This window comes from Cupriavidus sp. 94F1, from assembly GCF_057798875.1.
Map to the genome: position 1 here is coordinate 347,165 of NZ_JBYOJT010000003.1, position 23,625 is coordinate 370,789.

A 23,625-nucleotide genomic window follows, 5' to 3' on the forward strand; every position below is an offset into this window, starting at 1 on the left:
ATGGAGACCCACATGTTTCGAATCAAAGCCATCCAAGCCGAACACGGGGACGCGCTGCTCGTCAGCTATTGCGATCCCGACCGGCCTCGCCATTTACTGGTCGACGGCGGACCCGCCGGCACCCGGGACACGCTGCTGAACATCCTGAAGTCGGAATGTGTTGGCGGCAAGCTTCGACTGGAGGCTGTGGTGGTGACGCACTATGACCTCGATCACATCGAGGGGATGATAGAACTGCTGAGTGATCCACTGCCCGAGTGGCTTGAGATCGCGGACGTATGGTTCAACGGATATCACCATCTGCGACAGGCAGACCGGCTGGGGTCGAGTGAGGGGGACCGCTTATCAAGGTTGATCCAGCGCCGGAAGCTGCCTTGGAATCAAGCCTTTAGACACAATGGTGGCACGCTCCAGCAATCGTGTGGGGAGGTCGTCCTTGACGGTACATTAGCAGTGCGGGTGCTGTCGCCAGATGCCTCGGCGCTGAGGAAGCTGGCGGAGGAGTGGACGAATCCAAATTTGCCGCCTACGGAGCCGCCCGCGGGCCAAGGTGACCGATTGGGACGCAAGGACCCTTGGCCCCCGGGAGACTTCTCTCAGTTGTCCAAGTCAAAGTTCCGCTCCGACAAATCCACGCCCAACGGCAGCAGCATCGCCCTGCTACTGGAGTTCGGCGACAAGCGCATGCTGTTGGCCGCGGATGCGTTCGCCGACGTTATAAAGGATGGGCTCGCGCTCCATCACTCGCCACAGAAGCCGATCGACCTGCTTAAGGTGTCGCACCATGGCAGCAAGGCCAATACTGACCTGGATTTACTGGTGACTCTCCGATGCTCGCGCTTTTTGATCAGCACGAGCGGCAAGAAATACTTACATCCCGACCACGAACTCATCGCACGGCTGATTGCCGGCGGCAAGCCCGCGGAGATTTACTTCAACTACGACGTGCCGCACACCTCGCGATGGCGCGTCAACCCTCAAGGCTGGCCGAGCTTCAAGGCAATCTATCCAATGAAAGGGAAGCAGTTTGTCGAGGTTTCGCTGTGACCAGCGCGGGAGGGCCCAACTGGCCGATTCAAAGCCTTGACCGCAACCGAAAGAACTCATCCTTCTCAACTCGATATTCGTCCGCTGGACTTTAGAGAAGGTCGGCGCCTCCTCCCGCGGCCGGCCGGCTGGCATGAAGGGGCCGCTGCATTTGCTCCGTCATTTGGTCTAGCTGGTGACCGCGTGATAGGCTGAAACCAACAACAAGAATCAAGGGATGGTATATGTCAAAAAGCGAATTCGATACTGCGTCTGCGTTGGCGTCAGCCTTGGCGCAGCAGCTGATCCATTTAGCTCCGGATGCCCCGGCATTCACACATCACCACGAACTGTGGGTATTTGTGAGCCGACCACAAATCACGTCCCCAGATGACCTCAAGTTGGCTGCGGATATTGTCGGCGCACCGCTGCCGCCTGATGTTTACGCGGTTCACTATGTTTTGATTCACTGGGATCCTCGCAACCATCTCCCAGCAAACAAGAGCGCCGGTGATCTGGAGCAGGTGTCATTGCAACTCGGCAAGTCTGCAGTCACGAAAGCTTTCGCGCTTCGCAAGTTGCTTGATCTGCCTGCCACGTTCGAGAACACGCAGCAAGCCTTGATCGACGAGGCGTTATCGCCCCTAGCGCTTTTGGGCGCACAGCCGATCGCCATGCGGTTGATGGACTCCGAAGGAAATAGTCATCCGAATGCTGCTGAGAAGCTCTCCAAACTGATTGACGATCCAGCCACCGAGGGCGGCGGATTGGTCTTCATTGAGGCCGAAGCCGGCAGGGGCAAGACGATCCTTCTCGCGTCTCAAGCTCAGAAGATGCGAGAGCAGTGGCGCGGCAAGCTTCCAATCTACATTCCGCTCCGCAAACTGCCTCTCGAATCTGGCGTGGCCTGGGAAAACATCACCCAGCTTATCGGCCTCGTCGGGGAGGGCTCGGAGCGCCTGATTCGGGCCGTAAAGTCGGGGCTCGTCACGCTCTTCCTTGATGGCATCGACGAAGTTTCCGGCCGTTATGACAAGGGCCTCATCCGAGATTTGTTGGAGTTGATGACGGGGCGTTTGCGCTCAACCGAGTCCGCGGTGGTTCTTTCGGGACGCAAGACCGAGGCTCGCCACCTGAGCCCCGAGGAGTGGGCCATCTTCAGTGTCGAGTTGCCCGATCTGGAAACGGATGCCTTCCGCGCCTACGTCGGCTCTGTCGTTGATGGGGTTGTGCAGCAACGTTCCGAGCCGGTGGAGATTCCCGAGGAGTATATCGCTCTCGTCGGCGAGCGCCTGGTAGACGACCAAGTCAAGCGTGAGCGCGATGACATCGTCCACTGGGTCATCGAAGTACTTCCAGAGCTTGCACAGGAGCCGTCACTGTTTTTTGTACAGGGCTTGGCCGCCATTGCGATCGGACGCCGAGCGGGCAACCGCGCGCCGTTGCGGAGTCCGGAGGGTAAGCTCGACGTGCCACCTGTTTGGGACGTTTGCATAATCGCCGCGTTCTACGCCTGCCTGCGCGAATGCACAAAGATCGACGTTGTCGCTAAAGCCAAGTACTCGGTAAAAGGGCAAATGCTTGTGCTCCAAGGGCTAGCAGCAATTGCGTCTGCGCCGACCCTTGCGAACATTCCAACTCCCTATGAGTTGATCCCTGGCGCCTTCAATGTCGACCCCGTGAACGCGCCCGAGGTCAACGTGGCCATCGTCCGGCAAAACGCCAAGCACGCGCTGCTATACGCGACGGAGGCCGCGGGCGCCTACCGGCCCCAGTTCCTGAGCGACTGGATTCGGTGCGCGTTGCTCGCGCAGATCTTCAGGAACAATCCGCCCGTAGGGAAACTAGATCGCCGTGAGTTACTGAAGCTCGCTGCGTCCGCCACCCGTGCGAAGTACACCTTTGAGTTGCTCCTGCCGTCAATGCCCGAAGATGAGCCGATGCGCGCCGAATGGCTCGACGCGTTGAATGCCGCCGTGGCCGACAATATGGAAGCTGCGAGCGCCAATCAGTGGTCGCTTCGTGCTGCAGTGGGAGACGAGCGCTTGGGATCATCTGTACAAAATCCGTTGCCCTTGGCTGAGATCACCGACAATGAGTTTGTCGGCTTCACAATCGGTGAGGAACTCGGCGGCAGCGACTTCATGCTCGACGGGTCGCTGTTCATCAATTCGTCGATAGCCAATGCCCGTTTGAACGGCGTCTCCATGAGAGGCGTGATGTTCACGAACTGCGAGGTCTCGAATCTCGAACTTGCCGACTGCGAAGGGCCGATCACCTTCGAAGCCTGCACGCTCAACGGCGTAGTTATCACCAATATCCAGTCGAAGTTCAAGCCGGCATTGCATTTCCGGAATTGCTCATTCCGCGGAAGCGGCAATTTCATCGACCAATTTAAGCCCGCCTTCAGTGAGAACGAGTACGCTGCAGTCGTGACATTCCAGAACTGCTTCACCGAGGGCGATCTCGGGAATCTTCTGCGCGGCGTTTGGGCGGGGAACGACAAGCCTCTGAGCGGCATCATCCAGAAGGAGATAGCACCGTCGATCAGCCGCGGCGAGGCCTGTCTGCGGCGTGCCCTTCGAGCCTTCTTTCCCTCGCATATTGGGCCTGGCAGCGCGCTGCAGGCACGCAAGTACATCCGGCTCTCCGCACTGGGCCGCGGAAGTATGCCGCCCGGGGCGCCCGGTCAAGAAGAGCTGCAGCAGATTTTCGAAAGCGTTGGGTTCAGCACCGGCGGCCGCTCCGATCACCTGTATGGGCCGTGGTCGGGGGTCGCTGGCGCCAGTGCCGCCGGAATTGCCCTGCGCAATGAGTTGGTCGACTTCCTGCTCGACAGCAGCAATCAGGGAGAAATCGTTCAGCGCTTGATCCAGAAGATCGAGACGCATTTCACCGCCTCCTGATGCCTGGTCCTGCAGCGTCGGCGCCATGACACCGACGCTGCCCGTCGGCCCACCATTGCTACCGGCAGTGCGTGACGACGAGGTCATCAACTGCATTGCTGACGTTCGCTATCCCTGAAAGTCTGACCGTTGGCCGTGAACCGAGGAGCTTCCGCGTTGGGTCGGTAAAGTCAGCGGTGAGGAGAAGTTGGCTTACCTTGAGCCGTAGACACACCCCGCAGATCGGCGAAGATCATATTTTTCACTATCTGTGACTTAGACTCCGTTTTTTTCACTAACCTTGCCAAACCTACCCGCTGGATATGTCGTAGAAAATGAAAATTCCCTTTAGAATCAAGGGTCAATTTTTCATTTTCCGTGTCACCCGACAAGGTTGTCAGATCAACATCCTTAACATTTCGCGCGACTGCAAAAAGGCCGCGTCCCTCATGGGGCGCGGCCTTTTTGCAGTCTTCGGCTTGATACTGTAACTTCACCGCCAGCCCCTCCAGAGCGGCCATGTAGCTAATTTGTCACTCTTCTTCGGATAAGCCGAGATCGAAGCGCCTGTCGGCTCGGCCACTCCGCCTCGTTTGGCGGCAAGTTTAGTTTCCTCCCGTCGTAGATAGCGTAGGTCTCATCCTGGATCGACGGGTCAAATCGAACTACTAAGCTATCGGGATCTATATCAAACATCCCTAAATCAAATAGGGTATGAAGGTCTGCCCTTAATAGCAGCCCATTTTGTACGTGATTGCTGTGCTCACCTCGATATGGAAGGATATGAGCTGCCTCCAACGTAGAGACGACTCCGCATCCCGTCACAGCGCACGTACCCCTATAGGCTCTAATCAGATCACCCCTGAATGCTGGTTGTCCTCGCCGAACGGCAATCGATTGAATGGTTCGCAGGCGCGCATCACGCTCATCGATTAGTTCAAATGCATCCAGGGGTAAGTTCGGATCAATACCATCGATTGCGCTTTGCCAATGTCCAAATTCACGGATAGTGAATGTGTTTTCACTCCAATCAATAACCTGGCCAAGGCCAAGCACTTGATACCGCGGACGCGGCTTGGAAGTTACTTGAATCAGGACGCCAATTGGAACCGAGTCGCGCATGCAGGCAATCAAAGCCCGATTGGTAAAGTACGAGGGGTCGGAACCCTCCTGCGCATAGCGAAACTGCCATGCCCCGTCAGGCAGTTCGCAGATGGAGTCTTGGTATGGGCCTTCCAGCGACTGACGAACACTCAATGCGTACTCGAGGCCCGCTGGCTTGTGAATGCCTTTTGCCTTGTTCGCTAGAAACATCTTACCAATGGGTGCGGGCCATTGCACGACTTGCCCCGCATGCAATTTGAACCATGCGAGGGCTTCGCCGTGAGCGAGGGCCGAGTAATCCATTACGTTCACTCCCGTACGCGTGCGCCGCCGTCAAGGTTGGCTAGAACATTAAGCATCTGAAGCATTTCCTCAATGCTGTTCCCCTTGTACGCGAGCACGAGGTACGCGCGGACCATGCCCTGTCAGCACTCGAGTTCTCGCTAAAGTGGAGCACTCAAACGAACAACCGTGCAAGCGCTTCCTGTGGCAAGTCGTTTACAGACGATCGTACGGATGAAAGATCCGACCGGAAGCGAACCCCAGTGACCCGGGGATCATCAGGCCGGTTCGGAGCAGGCACGTCGTGCATCGCATAGATAACCATGTGGCGCTCGGCGTAGGAGACGTCGAACCGACGGTCAAGTTGATCTGAGAAGTCGCTACCCAGGGCGCAGGCAATGTTTTTCCACAATTTCCGCCGCAGCAACGGCTCTGCCAATACGGTCGCCTCGATATTCCGAGCCAGGTCCATCACGCTTACGCCTCCGCTCAACGGCTGTAGCAGCAGCGACACTACAAAGCCTTGTCCATCGATAGGAGCTTGCAACTGCTCGAGCGCAAATTCGTGCACTCGAGCCTCCTTTAAACCAGCCTTAACTTCAAGGCACGCCATAGAGGAGGAGAAATCGAACCTTTCGAACTGGTCGGAATGCCAGGCATCGACGGCTCGCGCAGCGTTGCGGCTGCGCGCAATTACAAACAACTCCGCCCACAGGCCTATGACCTCTTTGCTGCTAGGGCGACTGAGCGTGCGAAACAGGTCGAGCAGCCCGTGTACACATGCGTCAAGATCGCTCGTGTCCGCACTGTCCGGGAGTTGCTCTACCGCAGCGGCAAAGCAACTTATGAAGAGTTCATAAAGTTCTGGCACTGAAGCGTCGCAAGACACGACGGCAAACTGGTCTGTCACGCTCCCGGCTACAGTGTAGACATGGCAAGTGCTGTGGAACTGCACGGACATGTGCTTCAGTGAGATGCCCGGGGAGTATGTCGCCGCACTTGAATCGTGCAGGAGAAAGACCGGACTTCCGTCAGCCGCCTTGCCCAAAAAATCTCGTCGCCGCGCAGTGAGGGCCACTGCCGAAAATTCCACGGAAGAGCCGGCCAGCGGCAGATCGACGAATGCGCGGTACAGGTCGCTAGTCACGGTTCTCAACAAGCAAAGCCTTCCTTAACTTTTTGGGCACGTTCAAGGCGAACCACGTCACCGCCTTGATGTCCGCCTGGCTCGGGTCACGTTGGTGTGTGCCCAAATCGAACTTGCGCAACTGTATGGAAACACGGTCAGAGGAACAGTAGTCGCGGTCGTTGATTGAACCTGCACTTTGGCTGAAGTACTGGTTGATGGGTGCGTAAGGATGGTTGGCCTTAACCCCTCGCCCCGCCGCCCGCGTACGGTAGCCGGCAACGAGCTTGTTCATAAGAAACACGTCGGCGCCAAGCGAAGAGTCCTTTGCGAGCATATCAGCCACCGCGAGTAACATGGCGTTGTGCTCCTCCGCGTCTCGAGGATCCTGGATCTGCACGTCGAGCAAGAAATCTTCAAGCACCGCCTTCAGGGGCACCCCCTCAATGACATCGTGCGGCGATTGTGTCCTTCCCTTTATTACCGTTGCCGCGTTGGCGACCGGGCCATATACCCGTCGCCATTTGGCCTCCACCTTCTTCAAGAGTTTGCGATTCGCGTCCGCAGCAAGCTCATCACGCTGCATCACTGAAGGAACCATCCATCCGTCTACAGGTACGCGGCGAATCCCAAGACCAACTACATTTGGCCTGGTTGGCTTGAGAAGCTCGGTCAGAAAGAAGTCTCGCCGCCAGTCGGTAAGCGGCTTGCCTCGATTCGCTGCCAATGCGTTGCGCACAAACTCTTCGTGTTCAACATACTCGGTAAAAGCGCGCTTCACCGTTGACTGAAGGAAGACACGGCATAAGCCAAGATAACTCGACTTGTAGCCGAAAAAGCGAGCACGCTGCTGTAGAGTGTCTGCAGCCGGGGAAGTACCAAGCGGTCTTGGCATATATGTGATGCAAAGACCCTCGACCGTATAGCCGCGGTCTAGCTTTGCTCCTCCAACCAGAATCCAATACCGCGTCGTCTTCCAGTTGATTTTCTTTTCAGCGTCCGGCGTTCCATTAACTTCGACGATGTTCAGTTCATCGAAGACCTCGTCGACCATCTCGGAGATCAGCTTGCTCAATGGCTCTATCTTGGTGAAAGTCTTTGCAAGTGATGCGTACTCATCAGCGAAAAGTGCGGCGGCCGCTGAAGCATCCGACTCATAGAGCCTCTCGACCATTCCTTGCAGACCTTTTCGAGCCTTATCGACCCAGGCCTTGTAAACCTTATGCGATGCTGTAGCGATGGCTGGGTGGACCATCATTGAGCGGTTGCGGTCCTTACCTTTCAGGCCTTTCTCTCGCGTCAATGAGTGTTGAGCAGCCACGAGTAGGAAGTAGCGCAGCGACTTGAGCAGGCTCTTCGGCGGACTGGTCACAGTGTTTGTCGAGCTTGGCACCTCGCGAACGGGGATGTCTGCGATAAGGTTTGGGTTGCCAAGGAAGAAGGCCTTGCCGCCAGTGTAGGCGGCGCCAGGCGTTACGAGCTCCGCGAAATCCGGGTTAAGGAAATCGGTTTGCGCCAACAACAAATTGGCCTGAGGTGTCGCAGTGTACTGAAGGTACGAGTGGTGAGGCAGCGCAGCACGGAGCTTGAGAATTTTCTTATAAGTCGTGCTCTTGTCCGTAATGGCAGCAAGGCCGGCCTTAATTCTTGCTGCCTTGGTGTTCAGGCTCGCCTGATCACTCTCGTCGTCGATGATGAGCGCAGGGATACCGTCTAGCGTTACACCCTTAAGGACCTCAGCCAGCTTTTCCAGGTGGCCGCCGTGCTTTAGCACCGTAATCAGCAGTGCCTTCTTTGTGGGCTTCCGCCTCCAGGTGGCTAGCTTGCTTTCAATTTGGCTCTTTACCGCGGAAGTCGGGTTCGAGAGATGGTACCAATGGTCGCCACCATCGTCGATGCCGAGATCCTTCTTGAGTCTGTCTTCAGACTGGTCGCGCAGGTTGTTCTTTGTGCCCGCGAGTACGATGACCAACCCATAGCCGTTGTCGCGAGAAAGCGCGATTACGGTTTCGAAGGACATCGTCTTTCCACTCTGCACATAGCCAACCACCAACCCAGTTTCGGCCTTGCCGGTTTCGGTTGGTGCAAGACAGCGACCAAGTATGCGCTGAGCTTCCTGCAGCACCGATTCGGGCCCCACGGTGAGGTCAGCATAGCTGGGACCATTGGGGTCCTTGGACTTGCTCTGAAGGAACTCCTCAGTAAAGTCCTTATGTACCGGCACCCACCGTAGTGGCGGCTTGATAGTCTTTAGAATTTTTATTGAAGCTGTCATCAGTCGCTAGCGAGGCACGAATCAATGCCCCACGCATCAAGTAGTTGAAGTGGTGTAGGACAGCCTCAGGCGGATTCCCCGTGACATCCTCTGACAGAACCAATGCAATGCTTACCGCGGTAGCAATACGAAGGAACAACTCGACGTTTTCATTATTAGCACCGAGAAACTCCGACGAGAACGGATGCGCAAGTGATAACTCCACGCACAGGCGTCGAACCCGTTCCGCGTCGCCGTTCAACGATTCCTGTTTTGCTAGCGACACCCAATCCTCGCGGGCTGGGTCGACTGACGTACGAATCGTTATTACCCACTGCCAGTTGCCGTCGTCAATCTTGACAGTACGCTCAGACGCCAGCAGCATGCTAGGCACTAGTGTCACCGGAAGCGGCGATGTTTCAGCTGGGTGGTTGCGCACCTCAACTAGCAGCGGCGCAATTTCATTCTCTAAATAGTCAGCGACCGAGGCAGTCGCGGTGGCCGCGCGCGATTCGATGCTCTTCTTCGAGGGCAATGCACGGTAGTTCTCCGCCTGCGCCAGCAGATCCATCGGCTCGGCTTCCAGTTCGCTCTTCAGACAGTCAAGAAAGATGTCCTCATACTCTTCCCAGCGGAAGCCGTCCTTCGTATGACTAACCTCGAAGCCTTCAACATGCAACTCTCCGAACAGTCGTTGATACGGGTAGCTGTTGGTCTGCTTGAAGATGAAGCTCGGCCGGTAAGTCTCATCGTAGCTGCCCTCGATGAGTCGGTTTCGGCGAAAGAGTGCGAAGCCAGCGAATGGGGTAGATCCAACTTCGCGCAGGGCTGCGAATCCGGTCACTCGCTGGCCCTTACCAAAGTCCAAACGGATATCCTTCTTCCAGACTACGGGCTGTGCATCGGCGCCTTGGGCTGGCACTCCGGCGGACGTATAGGGCACGGCCGTTAGCACGGCCGGAGTTGTGTAGTTCAACGGGTCTCCGTTGAACTTCAGGACCATAGTCCCATCCCGCAAGAACATGCGATAGATGCTCGCCAAATGCTCCTTAATTTTCCCCAATGTGCGCCCTTGTGGAACATGATGCAGGCCGCGCAGAGACACCACCGTGTAGTGTGTCGCCGGGTCCACGGCCCGTATTTCGGTGTTGAGGCTCTCAATTTTGTTGTCGACAATTTGGCGGATGTCGAAGTTGATGGTGCGCTCGACGCTTTCCCCAACCGCCTTAGTGCGCACGCTCCATGTCTCAGCGAACCAGCAGGCCGCGCTCTTCATCCCCATCCCAAACTCGGACAGCCCGCTCCGGTCAGCAGGGATTTGGGCCGCTCTGAAAGCGCGCGGGAAGTCAGCAATCGAAATGCCTGCGGCATTGTCTGTGATGACAATCTGCCCAGGCCCGTTGGTATCAATTCGCACCTCAACTAGAAGTTGAAAGTCGGAGCCGTAAAGCGCTTCGAGTGCGTAACGATTTGCGAGGTAACTTTGAAGTGAGTTGTCGATGAACTCGGCGATGGCGAACCACGCTTTATAGTTCAGATGTCGGAGCACCGACAGCATCGTGACCTCAGGCCTAATCTCAATCGGCCCCGTCTGCAGCGAATCTAGACTTGCCGGCATTCAGCGATCTCCGCGTCGTACAGCTTAGGTCGCACCTTGTTATACGGGCCAGAGTCGCGGCGCGTCGCAAGCAACGCCCGTGCGACCATCTCAACAACATTCGAGTTGACCGCGTTGCCGAGAGCGTGAAAGGCTTGAGTCGTACTTTTCGGCAATTGCTGCAGTCCATCGAGGCTTTGCAGCCGCGCACATTCGCGCGGGGTCATGTAACGCTTCTGCCAGCCAATGATGGGCACCTGCGTGTCAGTCATCGCAATCAAGCTTGGCGCAGTGGTTCTGCGTTTGACACGCACACCGGATGCCCTGAACTGAATGACGTATTGCCAAATGTCCCGCTTACCGCCTTTGACGTTCCACTCGAATTTTTGCAGACTGGAAGGGAACTTCAAGATCTTGGGCAACCAGGGGGCAATCCAGGTTTGGTTGTCCTCGTAAAACTGCCGATTCTGTCGGATGAAGTCCTGCTTCCATTTTGGAAACTGTAACTCCTTTGTTCGCCCGTGGCTCGGTATGGCGTTCCATCGTTCGTCCAAAGATCGCAGGTAGCCAATCTTCGTACCGTGGCTACCTTTGAAACCTTTAAGGCCGTCGATCCCAAGGGTCTGAACGCGAGCATAAGGCGTCTTCCCTTCATACGGATATGTGGCTCCCCACTCCATCGACCAAAGGGGGAACGATGGCAACTCAACGTCAGGGGGACAAGCGCGGAGGAACTCGTTCCAAACTTCGAGACATGCATTAACCTGCGTGGATAATTGCTTGGCCTCAGGCGGGTTGTCGTCGAGCACGGTATCAATGCTGGTGGGCGCATCGTTTGTGGCCGGCCACTTGAAGTCTTGCAGTGACTGCAGCGAGCCCACTATGTATACGCGCTCGCGAATCTGCGGAATGCCAAAATTGTGCGGCGAGAATCGCTCAGCTCGGACGTTATAGCCCAGCCCACCTTTTTCGGTCCCGAGAATCTTCTGGATTTCTTCCCATGTCCGGCCCTGGTCGTGCTTGAGCAGGTTGGGGACGTTCTCAAGGATGAAAAACCTTGGCTTCTTCTTCTTCAGAATCGCCGCGACGTTGAAGAACAGGTTACCTTGCTCGGTACACTCGAACCCCAACTGCTCACCTGCCTTCGAAAATGGTTGGCATGGAAATCCCGCAGTCAGAACGTCATGGTCAGGCACGTCTTTTGGCGACACAAGTGTGATATCGCCCTCGGGCCTAATACCGAAGTTGATCAGGTATAGATCTCGCAGATGCTCTTTCCACTCGGAGGCAAAAACGCACTCGCCCCCCAAGCGTTCAAGCGCGAGGTGAAATCCACCGAGGCCTGCGAATAGGTCGACAAAACGGAATGGTTGCATCTCGGCCATGCGCACTTGTGGTTCTTCTTGTAGCGGCTTAGACACCGCCTTCCCTGATCTTCCCCCAACGAGCCTTTCGCTCACGACCGCCAAGAGGCAACTCACTCGACGTAGATTGGGGACTGTATGGATATACAGGATAGAAGATGTCGAGTCAATAGCTCTAACAGGTGGACTTCAACGTGCTGTTGAACTCGAGATTAGCAGTGATTTCCTTAACTACACTGCGCATTCCGTTAGTGTTTTTGGCTCGGGACAATTTTATGGTCAGCAAAAAGCCGCGATCGCTTGTGAGAGCGACCGCGGCTTCAATACTGTTGGTGGACAGTAACAACCATCTGGTTCACGGGCGTCGAACTCCGCCGACCGGAAAAATTCCGGTACATGAAGGAGAAGCTCGTGCGCCCGAACCACAACCGCCGGATTTACGTCACCTCCCCTTGATCACAAGAACTTCGCGGTCCTTTGCCCGCTCGTCCTGGTCGGCACCGCCTTCTATCCGGTTCGTGTCCCTCGGCTCGCAGCTTCGCTCCACGCTTCCTCCCCACGATCGGTCACCCTTTCGCAGTTGCGCTTCGCTTCGTTCGCTGTGATCAACTTACGGTGGGACTTGCACCCACAAGAGTGGGCCCATGCTGGGCGCACAGAGAAAAATGCCCGAGCAAGCTCGGGCATATGTCTGGATCAACTATTTGTGACTTTTCTCAACTATTCTGAGTTCCTACAAACCCATCAAACGTCGATATTCCGCGCCACCAGCGCGTTGCTCTCGATGAAGTTGCGGCGCGGTTCCACTTCGTCGCCCATCAGCGTCGTAAAGATCTGGTCCGCCGCGATGGCGTCTTCGATCTGTACCTTCAGCAGGCGGCGTTGCGTCACGTCGAGCGTGGTTTCGAACAGCTGCTCGGGGTTCATTTCACCCAGACCCTTGTAGCGTTGACGCGAAACGCCGCGCTCGGCTTCGCTCAGCAGCCACTGCATGGCCTGGTGGAAATCCGCCACGGTCTGCTCGCGCTGCTTTTCGCCTTCGCCGCGCTTGACCTTGGTGCCGTCCGGAATCAGGCCCTGGAACGTGGTGGCCGCGCGCGACAGGGCCGCGTAGTCGGCGCCATGCACGAAGTCCGCATCCAGGTGCGACAGGCGCACATTGCCATGGTGGCGGCGGGCGATCATCAGGCGATGCTTGTCGGTCTTCTCGTCGAATTGCGCGTAGACGTCGGCCGTGCCGTCATCGTTCACGGCGGCACCGATCAGCGTCTTGGCGTGCATCTCGGCAAGCTTGGCCTTCAGCGCCACGGCCGAGGCCTCGGCGGCTGCGGCGCTGTCGAGGTCCAGCGACACGCCATCGGCGATCGCCCGCAGTGCGTCGACATCGACGATGCGCGACAGGCGTCCGATCACGCCTTCGGCCAGCTGGTACTGGCGGGCCAGTTCGCTCAGCGCATCGCCATTGATCTCGCTGCCGTCCGGACGCACCAGGCCCGCCTTTTCCATCGCAAGCTTCAGCATGTACGCGTTCAGCTCGGTGTCGTCCTTGATGTAGCGTTCTTCCTTGCCGTGCTTGATCTTGTACAGCGGCGGCTGCGCGATATAGACGTAGCCACGCTCGATGATGTCCGGCATCTGGCGATAGAAGAACGTCAGCAGCAGCGTGCGGATGTGCGAGCCGTCCACGTCCGCATCGGTCATGATGATGATGCGGTGGTAGCGCAGCTTTTCGAGGTTGTAGTCGTCCTTGCCGATGCCCGTGCCCAGCGCCGTGATCAGCGTCAGCACTTCCTGACTCGACAGCATCTTGTCGAAGCGCGCACGCTCCACGTTCAGGATCTTGCCCTTGAGCGGCAGGATCGCCTGGAACTTGCGGTCGCGGCCCTGCTTGGCCGAGCCGCCTGCGGAGTCACCCTCCACCAGGAACAGTTCGGACTGGGCCGGATCCTTCTCCTGGCAGTCGGCCAGTTTGCCGGGCAGGCCCATGCCGTCCATCACACCCTTGCGGCGCGTCATTTCGCGGGCCTTGCGGGCGGCTTCGCGCGCGCGGGCGGCATCCACGATCTTGCCGCAGATGATCTTGGCGTCGTTCGGCGTTTCCAGCAGGAAGTCCGTCAGCGCCTTGCCGACCAGATCTTCCACGGGCAGGCGCACCTCGGACGAGACCAGCTTGTCCTTGGTCTGCGAGCTGAACTTCGGCTCGGGCACCTTCACCGACAGCACGCACGCCAGGCCTTCGCGCATGTCGTCGCCGCTGGTTTCGATCTTGGCCTTCTTGGCAATCTCGTTTTCTTCGATGTACTTGTTGATGACACGCGTCATCGCCGCCCGCAGGCCGGTCAGGTGGGTACCGCCGTCGCGCTGCGGAATGTTGTTCGTGAAGCAGAGCACCTGCTCGTTGTAGCCGTCGTTCCACTGCATGGCCACTTCCACGGCAATGCCGTCCTTCTCGGCGTTCGCGTAGAAGATGTTCGGATGCAGCGTGGTCTTGGCGCGGTTGATGTACTCCACGAAGCCCTTCACGCCACCCGAGAAGGCAAAATCCTCTTCCTTGCCCGTGCGCTGGTCCAGCAGCTTGATATGCACGCCGTTGTTCAGGAACGAGAGTTCGCGGATGCGCTTGGACAGCACTTCGTAGTGGAACTCGACGTTCGTGAAGATTTCCTCGTCGGCCAGGAAGTGCACTTCGGTGCCGCGCTTGTCGGTAGCGCCCACGATCTTCATCGGCGAGACTTCCACGGGCTGGCCATCCGGGCCGGCCACGGTCTCGATGATGCGGTTCTGCACCTCGCCCTTGGCGAATTCGATCAGGTTGACCTGGCCATCGCGGCGCACGGTCAGGCGCAGCCACTTCGACAGCGCGTTCACGCACGACACGCCCACGCCGTGCAGGCCCCCAGACACCTTGTAGCTGTTCTGGTTGAACTTGCCGCCGGCATGCAGCTCGGTCATGGCGATCTCGGCGGCGCTGCGCTTGGGCTCGTGCTTGTCGTCGAACTTGACGGCGGGCGGAATGCCGCGGCCGTTGTCGACGATCGAGATCGAGTTGTCGCTATGGATCGTGACCTGGATCTCGGTACAGTAGCCGGCCAGGGCCTCGTCGATCGAGTTGTCGAGCACCTCGAACACCAGGTGGTGCAGGCCGGTGCCGTCCGATGTATCGCCGATATACATGCCGGGACGCTTGCGCACCGCTTCCAGGCCTTCCAGGATCTGGATCGAAGAGGCGCCGTAAGTGTTTTCCTGCTGCGGTTTCTGCTGATCGGTCATGTTTTCCTACTCACGATACTCACGGCAAATGCGGAGAAATCCGATCCTGCGCCGGACGGCGACGGGTGCGGAACATCCGCATTCGCGGGTTACTTAAAAACGGCAAAAGGGGCGGATCCCGTGGACCCGGCCCCTGCTGCGGTGTGTGCCCGATTGTGTATGGATGGCGACTCGGTGCTGGCCATCAAATGCGCATCGGCATCACGACGTACTTGAAGTTGTCGTCTTCCGGCACGGTAATCAGCGCACTCGAATTGGAGTCGCCGAGGCTGACCTGCACCTGCTCGCTCTTGAGATTGCCGAGCACGTCGAGCAGGTAGGTCACGTTAAAGCCGATATCGAGCGCGTCGCCCGAATAATCGAGTTCCAGCTCTTCCTGCGCCTCTTCCTGGTCGGCGTTGGTCGAGCTGATCTTCAGCACGTGCGTGTCGAGAATGCAGCGCACGCCCTTGAACTTGTCGGTCGTCAGGATCGCGGTACGCTGCAGCGCCTGTTGCAGCTGTACGCGGTCGATCGCGAACGCATTCTTGTAGCCCTTCGGGATCACGCGCTGGAAGTCCGGGAACTTGCCCTCCACCAGCTTGCTGATCAGTTCCACGTTGGCAAACGAGAACTTGACCTGGTTGGCGGCCAGCTGCACCTGAACGGGATCGTCATTGTCTTCCAGCAGGCGCTGCAGTTCCAGGATGGTCTTGCGCGGGATGATGACTTCCTGGCGCGAACCCACGCCAGTCGCCTCGTTTTCCAGTTCCACGCCGCAATACGCCAGGCGGTGGCCATCGGTGGCCACGGCCATGACCTTCTTGCCGTCCACCACCAGCAGCATGCCGTTCAGGTAGTAGCGGATGTCCTGCTGGGCCATCGCGAAGTGCACCATCGCCAGCAGATGCTTGAACGTCTTCTGCGGCAGGCTCACGCTCGCATTGAATTCGGCGGCTTCGGCAACGGTCGGGAATTCTTCCGCGGCCAGCGTCTGCAGTGCAAAGCGGCTCTTGCCCGATTGCACGGTCATGCGCTTGTCGTTCAGCGACAGCGCCACGTCGCCGTCGGGCATGGCGCGCAGGATGTCCAGCAGCTTGCGCGCGGCCACGGTGGTGGCCACGTCGTCGCTGCCCACGCCGCACTCGGCGTGCGTGGTGATCTGGATCTCGATGTCGGTCGAGAGGAAGGACACGTTCGAGCCGGACTTGCGAATCAGCAGGTTGGCCAGGATCGGGAGGGTGTGGCGGCGCTCCACGATGCCGCTCACGATTTGCAGCGGACGCAGCAGGTTGTCTCGCGAGGTTTTGACCAATTGCATTGAATTTATCCTTCGTCGTTTGTCGTCGGCGACCGCGGAATCAGGTAAAACTCAGATATCCAATTTCCACTTTGGAATCAAAGAGTTAATGCCGGATTGTACCAAGGATAAGCCGCTGCGGTGAAGCGGGGCGAATCCGGCAGGGCGCCGGGCTGTGCACAAAAAGCCACGCTCCGGGCGCCTACGTCCGCCAATTCGTCCCGACTCACCGCAAAGCCTTATCTGAGGCCGGTTTCCCGCGATGCAACAGTTGCTCTGGCGCCCGCTTGCCGCCGGACGCGCACCCAGTAGTATGCCAGCCCGGCAAGGCCGCCCTGCAATTCCCGCGAATCAGCCCTTGAGCGTCTGTTCCAGCACGTGCAGCTCGTGGTTCAGCTGCGCGTCCTTGCCACGCTCGTCGGCGATCTTGCGCACGGCATGCAGCACCGTGGTGTGGTCGCGTCCGCCGAACAGCTCGCCGATTTCCGGCAGGCTCTTCTGCGTCAGTTCCTTGGCCAGGTACATCGCGATCTGGCGCGGCCGCGCAATATTGGCCGGCCGCTTCTTCGAGTACATGTCCGCGACCTTGATGTTGTAGAAGTCGGCGCAGGTCTTCTGGATGTTTTCCACCGAGATCTGGCGGTTCTGCACGGTCAGCAGGTCCTTGAGCGCCTCGCGCGTAACCTCGATCGTGATGTCCTTGCCGTGGAAGTTCGAGAACGCCAGGATCTTGCGCAGCGCGCCTTCCAGTTCGCGCACGTTGGAGCGCAGGTGCTTGGCGACGAAGAATGCCACTTCTTCCGGCACGCTCACGTTCTCGGCGGCGGCCTTCTTCATCAGGATGGCCACGCGCATTTCCAGCTCGGGCGGCTCGATCGCCACGGTCAGGCCGGAGTCAAAGCGCGAGATCAGCCGGTCATCGATGCCGGTGATTTCCTTCGGATACGTATCGCTGGTGATGATCACCTGCGCGCGGTTGGCGATCAGCGCCTCGAACGCGTAGAAGAATTCTTCCTGCGTGCGGTTCTTGCCCGAGAAAAACTGAATATCGTCGATCAGCAGCAGGTCGAGCGAGTGGTAATACCGCTTGAACTCGTCGAACGCCTTCCGCTGATAGGCCTTCACGACGTCCGACACGTATTGCTCGGCATGGATATAGCGGATGCGCGCGCGCGGGTTCTCCATCAGCATGAAGTTGCCGATGGCATGGATCAGGTGGGTCTTGCCCAGGCCGACGCCGCCATACAGGTAGAGCGGGTTGTACGACTTGCCCGGGTTGTTGGCCACCTGGATGGCCGCGGCGCGGGCCAGCTGGTTGGCCTTGCCGGTCACGAAGTTGTCGAACGTCAGGATCGGGTTCAGGCGCGAACGCTCGTGCACCGTGTCGGTCGGCTGCGTGCCGGCCGCGGCCGGCTGCTGGGCCGGCACGCGATAGGAACGCGCGCTGGCTTCGGACGCATCCATCTGGGCCACGTCGATGTCGCCCATGTCCTGCATCGGCATATTGGAGGCCGCCTGCAGCGGATGCCCGGTCGGCGCCGCGCCGCGATGCGGCATGCCGCCGGGGCCGGCCGGGTAGGGCACCTGGCCGGCCGGCGCGCCATAGCCAGGCTGGCCGCCGTTCGGCTGGCCGGCGTGCTCGTGATAGCCGCCCGGCTGGAGCGACTGCGGATGCGGCGCCGGCGCGTGACCATAGGCCTGGCCCGGCATGCCTGCCGAGGCGCCGGGATAGGCGCCGCCGCCCGTACCCATTGCAGCGGACGTCATGCCATCGTGGCCGCCCTGCTGCATGGCTTGTTGCGTATAAGTGGCCGCACGGCCCGAGGCCGCGGGGTCTAGAACGAAGTGAACGCTAACCTGCGTTTCCCAGTATTCGCACGCAAGCGCGGTGATCCGCCCCGAAAACTGGCTCTTGACCCAGTCGAGCTTGAAGCGGTTGGGCGCGGCAATCCGCAGCGCATGCGCTTCCTCGTCGAAGGCGACGGGCGCCAACGGCTTGATCCAGGTTTTGAATTGTTGGGGCGTCAGTTCGCGCTCGAGTTGCGCGGCTGCTGCCTGCCAGAAATCTTGCATGTGTTCTTCTGAGTGACCGTGCCATCGTGCCGATGCCACGTCACGGGTGGACGCGGCGCTTGCGTTCCGGGCCCCTGCACATGCCTTGCGCGTCATTTCCCGACGGCGAAAGGCAATAGGCCGTCCACGAATGCAGTGCATCGAAACGGCAACTAGATCGGGTATACGTCGCGGTATACCGAGGCAGGCAGACCCGGGTTGCGCGTGCGCCACGCGGCCCGTGTAGTGTTTGGACCCGGATTGTACCCCCCGCCCCAAGTTATCCACAAAGGATAACCCTGTGGACAAGTTGTGAAAATTCAGTGGATTTGTGTGCACAACCGACGCGGGAGGCGCGCCAGACAAAGGCCTTCGCCGCCCAATAATCCATCGAAAACAAGGACTTGACCCGCTGGGCTACCACCGATAGGTGACCGGGAATACCCACAGAGTTACCCACCGATTGTTGTGGACAATGGAGCACTGCAGTTGACAGGGGCTTGCGCCGCACATGTCGCGCGCATGCCGGAAGTGGCTGTCCGGCGCCTTGACACTCGCGTCGAAAATCGGTTAAATGGCGGGTTCTGCGATGCGGCAGGGGATCACGTATGCGCATCGCCGGGTCTGGCCCGTACCGCCACATGTCAAACATGTGCGGCATCAGGCAAGCGGCCTGATCCCCGCCAGCGCCCCCGGCCCATACGGCCAAGGGCCAGCGGCGGCCGGCAGCAAGACAGAACCAGAATCGTCGGCATCGCCGCAGCAACCTCAACAGATACCGAGCGTCTGCATTGCGGCAGCCCCATGCGAACCATACGCGGCGGCCAAGGCGTCCCGGCAACGGCCGGCGCCCGGAAAGCCCGGATCAACCAGAGAGTGCAACATGAAACGTACCTACCAACCTTCCGTTACCCGCCGCAAGCGTACCCATGGTTTCCGCGTGCGCATGAAGACCCGCGGCGGCCGTGCCGTGATCAACGCCCGCCGCGCCAAGGGCCGCAAGCGCCTGGCAATCTGAGGGCCGGGCGACCGGCCCGGATGGCAGGCAGCGTGACGGTTCGTCGTCCGCGTTGCCCCCGTTGTCCGGTCCAGCGCCTCGCACTCAGGATGGCCAGGACCGCCGCCGCCGAAGCCCGGCTTGTCCGCTAGCTTTGACCAGCGTGTCGACCCATGCCTTTCCCAAAGCCGCGAGGCTGACAAAGACGGATGAATTTTCATCCGTTTTTGCTTTGCGGCCCCGGCGTCGCAGTACGCATTTCGTGCTGTACGTGCGGGCCAATGGCCAGCCGCAGGCCCGGCTGGGCATCGTCGTAGGCAAGAAGTTCGCGCCGCGTGCCGCGGAGCGCAACCTGGTGAAGCGCATGGTGCGGGAACTGTTTCGCAGCCGGCAGGACCAATTCGCGGGCCGCGATATCCTGTTGCGGCTGCAGGCAAAGTTTCCGCGTGCGGACTTTGCCAGCCGGTCGGCCATACGGCGAGCCTGCCAGGCCGAACTGGGCAGCCTGCTGGACGTGGCTGCCCGGCCGCTGCCACCGGCGCCAACCGTCCCGGCATCCGGCGAGCCGCCTGCGTCGGCCGCACCTGCCGCGCCACCCGCGCCTGCCTGATCATCATCATGAAGCGAATCCTGCTTGCCCTGCTGCGCGTCTACAAGATCGCCCTGAGTCCTTACCTGGGCTCGCAGTGCCGCTTCCTGCCAACGTGTTCCGACTATGCCCGCGACGCCATCATCAGCCATGGCCCCGCGCGTGGCACGTGGATGACCGCGTGCAGACTCTGCCGTTGCCATCCTTTCGCAAAGGGCGGGTATGATCCCGTGCCCGAGCCTGTAGTACACGGAAAGGCCTCAGCGGTGCCTCCCGCAGCCACCGCATCCGCCCGCCCGTCCATCACGGTCCGGCTTCCCAGACCCTGATTCCCCCAGACCATAGCGAGACATGGATATCAAACGCACCATCCTGTGGGTCATCTTCTCGATGTCCCTCGTGCTGCTCTACGACAACTGGCAGCGCGCCAACGGCCACGCGTCGATGTTCTTCCCGAGCGCCAACACGCAACAGCAGGCCGCCCCGGCCGCTGGCGCAAGCGGCGCCACGGCGCAGGGTGACGTGCCCAAGGCCAACGCCACCAGCGCGTCGGCCCCGGGCGCCGTGCCGGGCGCGCCGCAGGCGGCTGCCCAGCCCACTGGCGAGAAGGTCATCGTCACCACTGACGAAGTGCGTGCCGAGATCGACACCGCAGGCGGCATCCTGTCGCGGCTGGAACTGCTCAACGAGCACGAGAAGGACGGCAAGCCCGTTGTACTGTTCGAACGTGATGCACAGCGCACTTATCTGGCGCGCTCGGGCCTGATCGGCGGCGACCTGCCGAACCACACCACGGTGTTCACGGCCGCCCCGGGTGCCCGCTCGCTGGCACCGGGCCAGGACAAGCTCGACCTCGTGCTGACCGCCGAAAAGAGCGGCGTGAAGTTCGTGAAGACCTACACGTTCCGCAAGGGCAGCTACGTGGTCGACGCCCGCTTCGACGCGACGAACACCGGCACCGCGCCGGTTTCGCCGACGCTGTATCTGGAACTGGCACGTGACGGCACCAAGGTGGAACAGTCGCAGTTCTACAGCACGTTCACGGGCCCGGCCATCTACACGAACGCCGACAAGTACCACAAGATCACGTTCGACGACATCGCCAAGGGCAAGGCCTCCGTGCCGACCGCCACCGACAACGGCTGGGTGGCGATGGTGCAGCACTACTTCGCGTCGGCCTGGATTCCGCAGAACGGCAAGCAGCACAGCTTCTACGCCGAGCAGATCGACCCGAACCTGTACCGCGTGGGTATCCAGCAGCCGCTGGGCCAGCTGGCGCCGGGCGCCACGGTGAGCACCGATGCCCGCCTGTTCGCCGGCCCGCAGGAAGAGCGCATGCTCGAGCAGATCACGCCGGGGCTGGAACTGGTGAAGGACTACGGCTGGCTGACCATCCTGGCCAAGCCGCTGTTCTGGCTGCTGGAAAAGCTGCACGGCTTCCTGAACAACTGGGGCTGGTCGATCATCGCGCTGACCGTGCTGATCAAGCTGGTGTTCTTCCCGCTGTCGGCTGCCAGCTACAAGTCGATGGGCAAGATGAAGGACCTGCAGCCGCGCATGACGGCCATCCGCGAACGCTACAAGGGCGATCCGCAGAAGATGAACCAGGAAATGATGGCGCTGTACCGCACCGAGAAGGTCAATCCGCTCGGCGGCTGCCTGCCCATCGTGATCCAGATCCCGGTGTTCATCGCGCTGTACTGGGTGCTGCTGTCGTCGGTGGAAATGCGCGGTGCGCCGTGGCTGGGCTGGATTCATGACCTCTCGGTGCCGGATCCGTTCTACATCCTGCCGATCGTGATGGCCGTGTCGATGTTCGTGCAGACCAAGCTGAACCCGACGCCGCCGGACCCCGTCCAGGCCAAGGTCATGATGATCATGCCGCTGGTGTTCTCGTTCATGTTCTTCTTCTTCCCGGCCGGCCTGGTGCTGTACTGGGTTGTGAACAACATCCTGTCGATCGCCCAGCAGTGGCAGATCAACCGCATGCTCGGCAAGGGCAAGACCGCGGCGGTGGCCAAGAGCTGATCCGGCGGTTGCAAACCCGACCCACGAAAAACCCGGCTGCCAGCCGGGTTTTTCTTTTTCGGCGTATGCTTGCAGTCTTATGTCTTATATAAGACTCGAGCCCATTAACAGGACAAGGGGATACTCCATGACGTGGTCGGCCAGCCAGTACGTGCAATTCGAGGATGAACGGACCCGCCCGGTGCGGGATCTGGTCGGGGCCATCCCCACCGCCAACGCCGTGCGCGTGGTCGACATCGGCTGCGGGCCCGGCAACTCGACCGAGGTGCTGGCGGCCCGCTACGGCGGCGCCGAGGTCGCCGGCCTGGACAGCGACGCCGACATGATCGCCGCCGCGCGCAAGCGGCTGCCAAACCTGCGTTTCGAGATCGCCGACGTCACGCAATGGGCCGATGGCGGCCCCTGGGACGTGATCCTGGCCAATGCGGTGTTTCAGTGGGTGCCCGATCACGCCACGCTGTTCCCGTCGCTGGTCCGCAAGCTTGCGCCGGGCGGCAGCCTGGCCGTGCAGATGCCGGACAACCTCAACGAGCCGCCGCACCTGCTGATGCGCGAAACGGCGCTGAACGGCCCCTGGGCGCCCAAGCTGGCGGCCGCCGCCGATGCCCGCACCGCACTGGCATCGGAACGCTGGTATTACGAACAGCTCAAGCCACACTGCTCGCGCGTGGATATCTGGCGCACGATCTACCAGCATCCGCTCAAGGGCGGGGCGGCCGCGGTTGTCGAATGGTTCAAGGGCAGCGGCCTGCGGCCCTTCCTGGCGCCGCTGGACGAGGCCGAGTGCGCCGAATACCTGCGGCAGTACGAAGCCGCGCTGGCCAAGGTGTTTCCCGCCATGCCCGACGGCACCGTGCTGCTGCCGTTCCCGCGCGTGTTCATCGTGGCGACGCGTTAGGAATCAGACGGCGGTGGACGGCGGCGGCGTGCGCCATCGCCTACACTAGACGGACGTTGCGCAGTAACTCTCTTTCCACTTCAGAGACATCGCAATGAGCCGTCAGCCTGTGCTGCACCGGAAAATGCGTCCCGCCGCCGCGTTCGTTGCCTTGGGCGAAGCGGGCCTGAGGGCCGTTCACGATCGCCTGGACGCACTGCAGCATCGCGACGAGGTCGAGGATGTCCACGCGCTGCGCGTCGCCGTCCGTCATCTTCGTGCCGTGGCATGGGCGTTCGGGCCCGTGCTGCAGGGCCAGGTAAAGGCCCGCTGGAAACAGGTGCTGCACGATGTCGCCGACGCCGCCGGCAATGTGCGCGACTGGGACGTCTTTATCGCCGAGACCCTGGCCCCGGCCCTGGTGAAGCAGCCGGAAGACGCCATGCTGGTGGCACTGATCGACACCGCCCAGGCCAGACGTACGATCGCCCACGCCGAGATGATGACAAAACTGTCACGTTACCGGCAATGCCCGCTCCCCACGTTGAAACGCGACCTGCTGCATCTGTCGGAACAGGATGCCAAGGGCCGGCTGGAGAATTTCGCACCCAAGCGGATCCGCAAGGCGCGCGACAAGGTTCGAGAGCGGGCTCGCATCGCCCGGGACGGGAAGACCGAACACGTCCACAAGCTGCGCATCGGCAACAAGCGGCTGCGCTATGCGATCGAGGCGCTGTCGGACGTCTTGCCCGGCCGCTATCGCAAACGCCTGCGCAAGAAGCTCGTGGCGCGGCAGTCGGAACTTGGCGCCGTGATCGACGGTGCCGTGGCGCGGCGGCTGCTGTGCGAGTGCCTGTCCGTCGATCCCCCGGGCGACGCGCCGGCATGAGCCGCG

Annotated in this window: 17 protein-coding genes; 8 read left to right on the forward strand and 9 right to left on the reverse strand. The window is 60.0% G+C overall.

What is annotated here, in order from left to right; translation table 11 throughout:
* Positions 1-12: 12 nt before the first annotated feature.
* Positions 13-1,047, forward strand: a complete 1,035-nt coding sequence (locus tag AC3FJ6_RS09350) for a ComEC/Rec2 family competence protein (protein ID WP_488771609.1) — start codon at positions 13-15, stop codon at positions 1,045-1,047.
* A gap of 269 nt (positions 1,048-1,316) precedes the next feature.
* Entirely contained in the window at positions 1,317-3,932 is a 2,616-nt protein-coding gene (locus tag AC3FJ6_RS09355) for a hypothetical protein (protein WP_488771610.1), read from the forward strand.
* 170 nt (positions 3,933-4,102) lie between these two features.
* On the opposite strand, the gene AC3FJ6_RS09360 is transcribed toward AC3FJ6_RS09355, so the two are convergent.
* The 9 genes from AC3FJ6_RS09360 to dnaA all read right to left on the reverse strand — a co-directional run bounded on the left by AC3FJ6_RS09360 (position 4,103) and on the right by dnaA (position 18,260).
* Positions 4,103-4,432, reverse strand: coding sequence for a hypothetical protein (locus AC3FJ6_RS09360; protein WP_488771611.1), 330 nt, complete (start codon positions 4,430-4,432; stop codon positions 4,103-4,105).
* Positions 4,433-4,436: 4 nt separating this feature from the next.
* On the reverse strand, positions 4,437-5,318 hold the full coding sequence (locus AC3FJ6_RS09365; protein ID WP_488771612.1) for an HNH endonuclease: 882 nt from the start codon (positions 5,316-5,318) through the stop codon (positions 4,437-4,439).
* 154 nt (positions 5,319-5,472) lie between these two features.
* The gene (locus AC3FJ6_RS09370) at positions 5,473-6,444 is read right to left on the reverse strand and encodes a PD-(D/E)XK motif protein (RefSeq protein WP_488771613.1); all 972 of its coding nucleotides are present in this window, start codon (positions 6,442-6,444) and stop codon (positions 5,473-5,475) included.
* Positions 6,437-8,698 carry a Z1 domain-containing protein gene (locus tag AC3FJ6_RS09375; protein WP_488771614.1) on the reverse strand — a complete coding sequence of 754 codons (2,262 nt, stop codon included), beginning with the start codon at positions 8,696-8,698 and terminating at the stop codon, positions 6,437-6,439. Before AC3FJ6_RS09375 ends, AC3FJ6_RS09370 begins: the two co-directional genes overlap by 8 nt.
* Positions 8,634-10,235 carry an ATP-binding protein gene (locus tag AC3FJ6_RS09380; RefSeq protein WP_488771615.1) on the reverse strand — a complete coding sequence of 534 codons (1,602 nt, stop codon included), beginning with the start codon at positions 10,233-10,235 and terminating at the stop codon, positions 8,634-8,636. Before AC3FJ6_RS09380 ends, AC3FJ6_RS09375 begins: the two co-directional genes overlap by 65 nt.
* A gap of 44 nt (positions 10,236-10,279) precedes the next feature.
* Entirely contained in the window at positions 10,280-11,659 is a 1,380-nt protein-coding gene (locus AC3FJ6_RS09385) for a DNA cytosine methyltransferase (protein ID WP_488771616.1), read from the reverse strand.
* A gap of 723 nt (positions 11,660-12,382) precedes the next feature.
* The gene (gene gyrB, locus AC3FJ6_RS09390) at positions 12,383-14,908 is read right to left on the reverse strand and encodes a DNA topoisomerase (ATP-hydrolyzing) subunit B (protein ID WP_488771617.1); all 2,526 of its coding nucleotides are present in this window, start codon (positions 14,906-14,908) and stop codon (positions 12,383-12,385) included.
* A gap of 184 nt (positions 14,909-15,092) precedes the next feature.
* Positions 15,093-16,208 (reverse strand): DNA polymerase III subunit beta, encoded by a 1,116-nt coding sequence (gene dnaN, locus AC3FJ6_RS09395; protein ID WP_092600480.1) that lies wholly within the window; start codon positions 16,206-16,208, stop codon positions 15,093-15,095.
* 330 nt (positions 16,209-16,538) lie between these two features.
* A complete protein-coding gene (gene dnaA / locus AC3FJ6_RS09400) occupies positions 16,539-18,260 on the reverse strand; it encodes a chromosomal replication initiator protein DnaA (RefSeq protein WP_488771619.1) in 1,722 nt (573 codons plus the stop codon).
* An 862-nt stretch (positions 18,261-19,122) separates the two neighbouring features.
* Between dnaA and rpmH the strand changes: the two genes are divergently transcribed.
* From rpmH to AC3FJ6_RS09430, 6 genes are all read left to right on the forward strand, one after another.
* The gene (gene rpmH, locus AC3FJ6_RS09405; protein ID WP_008650850.1) at positions 19,123-19,257 is read left to right on the forward strand and encodes a 50S ribosomal protein L34; all 135 of its coding nucleotides are present in this window, start codon (positions 19,123-19,125) and stop codon (positions 19,255-19,257) included.
* 142 nt (positions 19,258-19,399) lie between these two features.
* Positions 19,400-19,846, forward strand: a complete 447-nt coding sequence (gene rnpA / locus AC3FJ6_RS09410; RefSeq protein ID WP_488771620.1) for a ribonuclease P protein component — start codon at positions 19,400-19,402, stop codon at positions 19,844-19,846.
* 8 nt (positions 19,847-19,854) lie between these two features.
* Positions 19,855-20,154 carry a membrane protein insertion efficiency factor YidD gene (gene yidD, locus AC3FJ6_RS09415; protein ID WP_153946232.1) on the forward strand — a complete coding sequence of 100 codons (300 nt, stop codon included), beginning with the start codon at positions 19,855-19,857 and terminating at the stop codon, positions 20,152-20,154.
* 22 nt (positions 20,155-20,176) lie between these two features.
* Entirely contained in the window at positions 20,177-21,853 is a 1,677-nt protein-coding gene (gene yidC / locus AC3FJ6_RS09420) for a membrane protein insertase YidC (protein ID WP_488771621.1), read from the forward strand.
* Positions 21,854-21,980: 127 nt separating this feature from the next.
* Positions 21,981-22,751, forward strand: a complete 771-nt coding sequence (tam, locus tag AC3FJ6_RS09425) for a trans-aconitate 2-methyltransferase (RefSeq protein ID WP_488771622.1) — start codon at positions 21,981-21,983, stop codon at positions 22,749-22,751.
* Between the two features lie 94 nt (positions 22,752-22,845).
* On the forward strand, positions 22,846-23,619 hold the full coding sequence (locus AC3FJ6_RS09430) for a CHAD domain-containing protein (RefSeq protein WP_488771623.1): 774 nt from the start codon (positions 22,846-22,848) through the stop codon (positions 23,617-23,619).
* Positions 23,620-23,625: the final 6 nt, after the last annotated feature.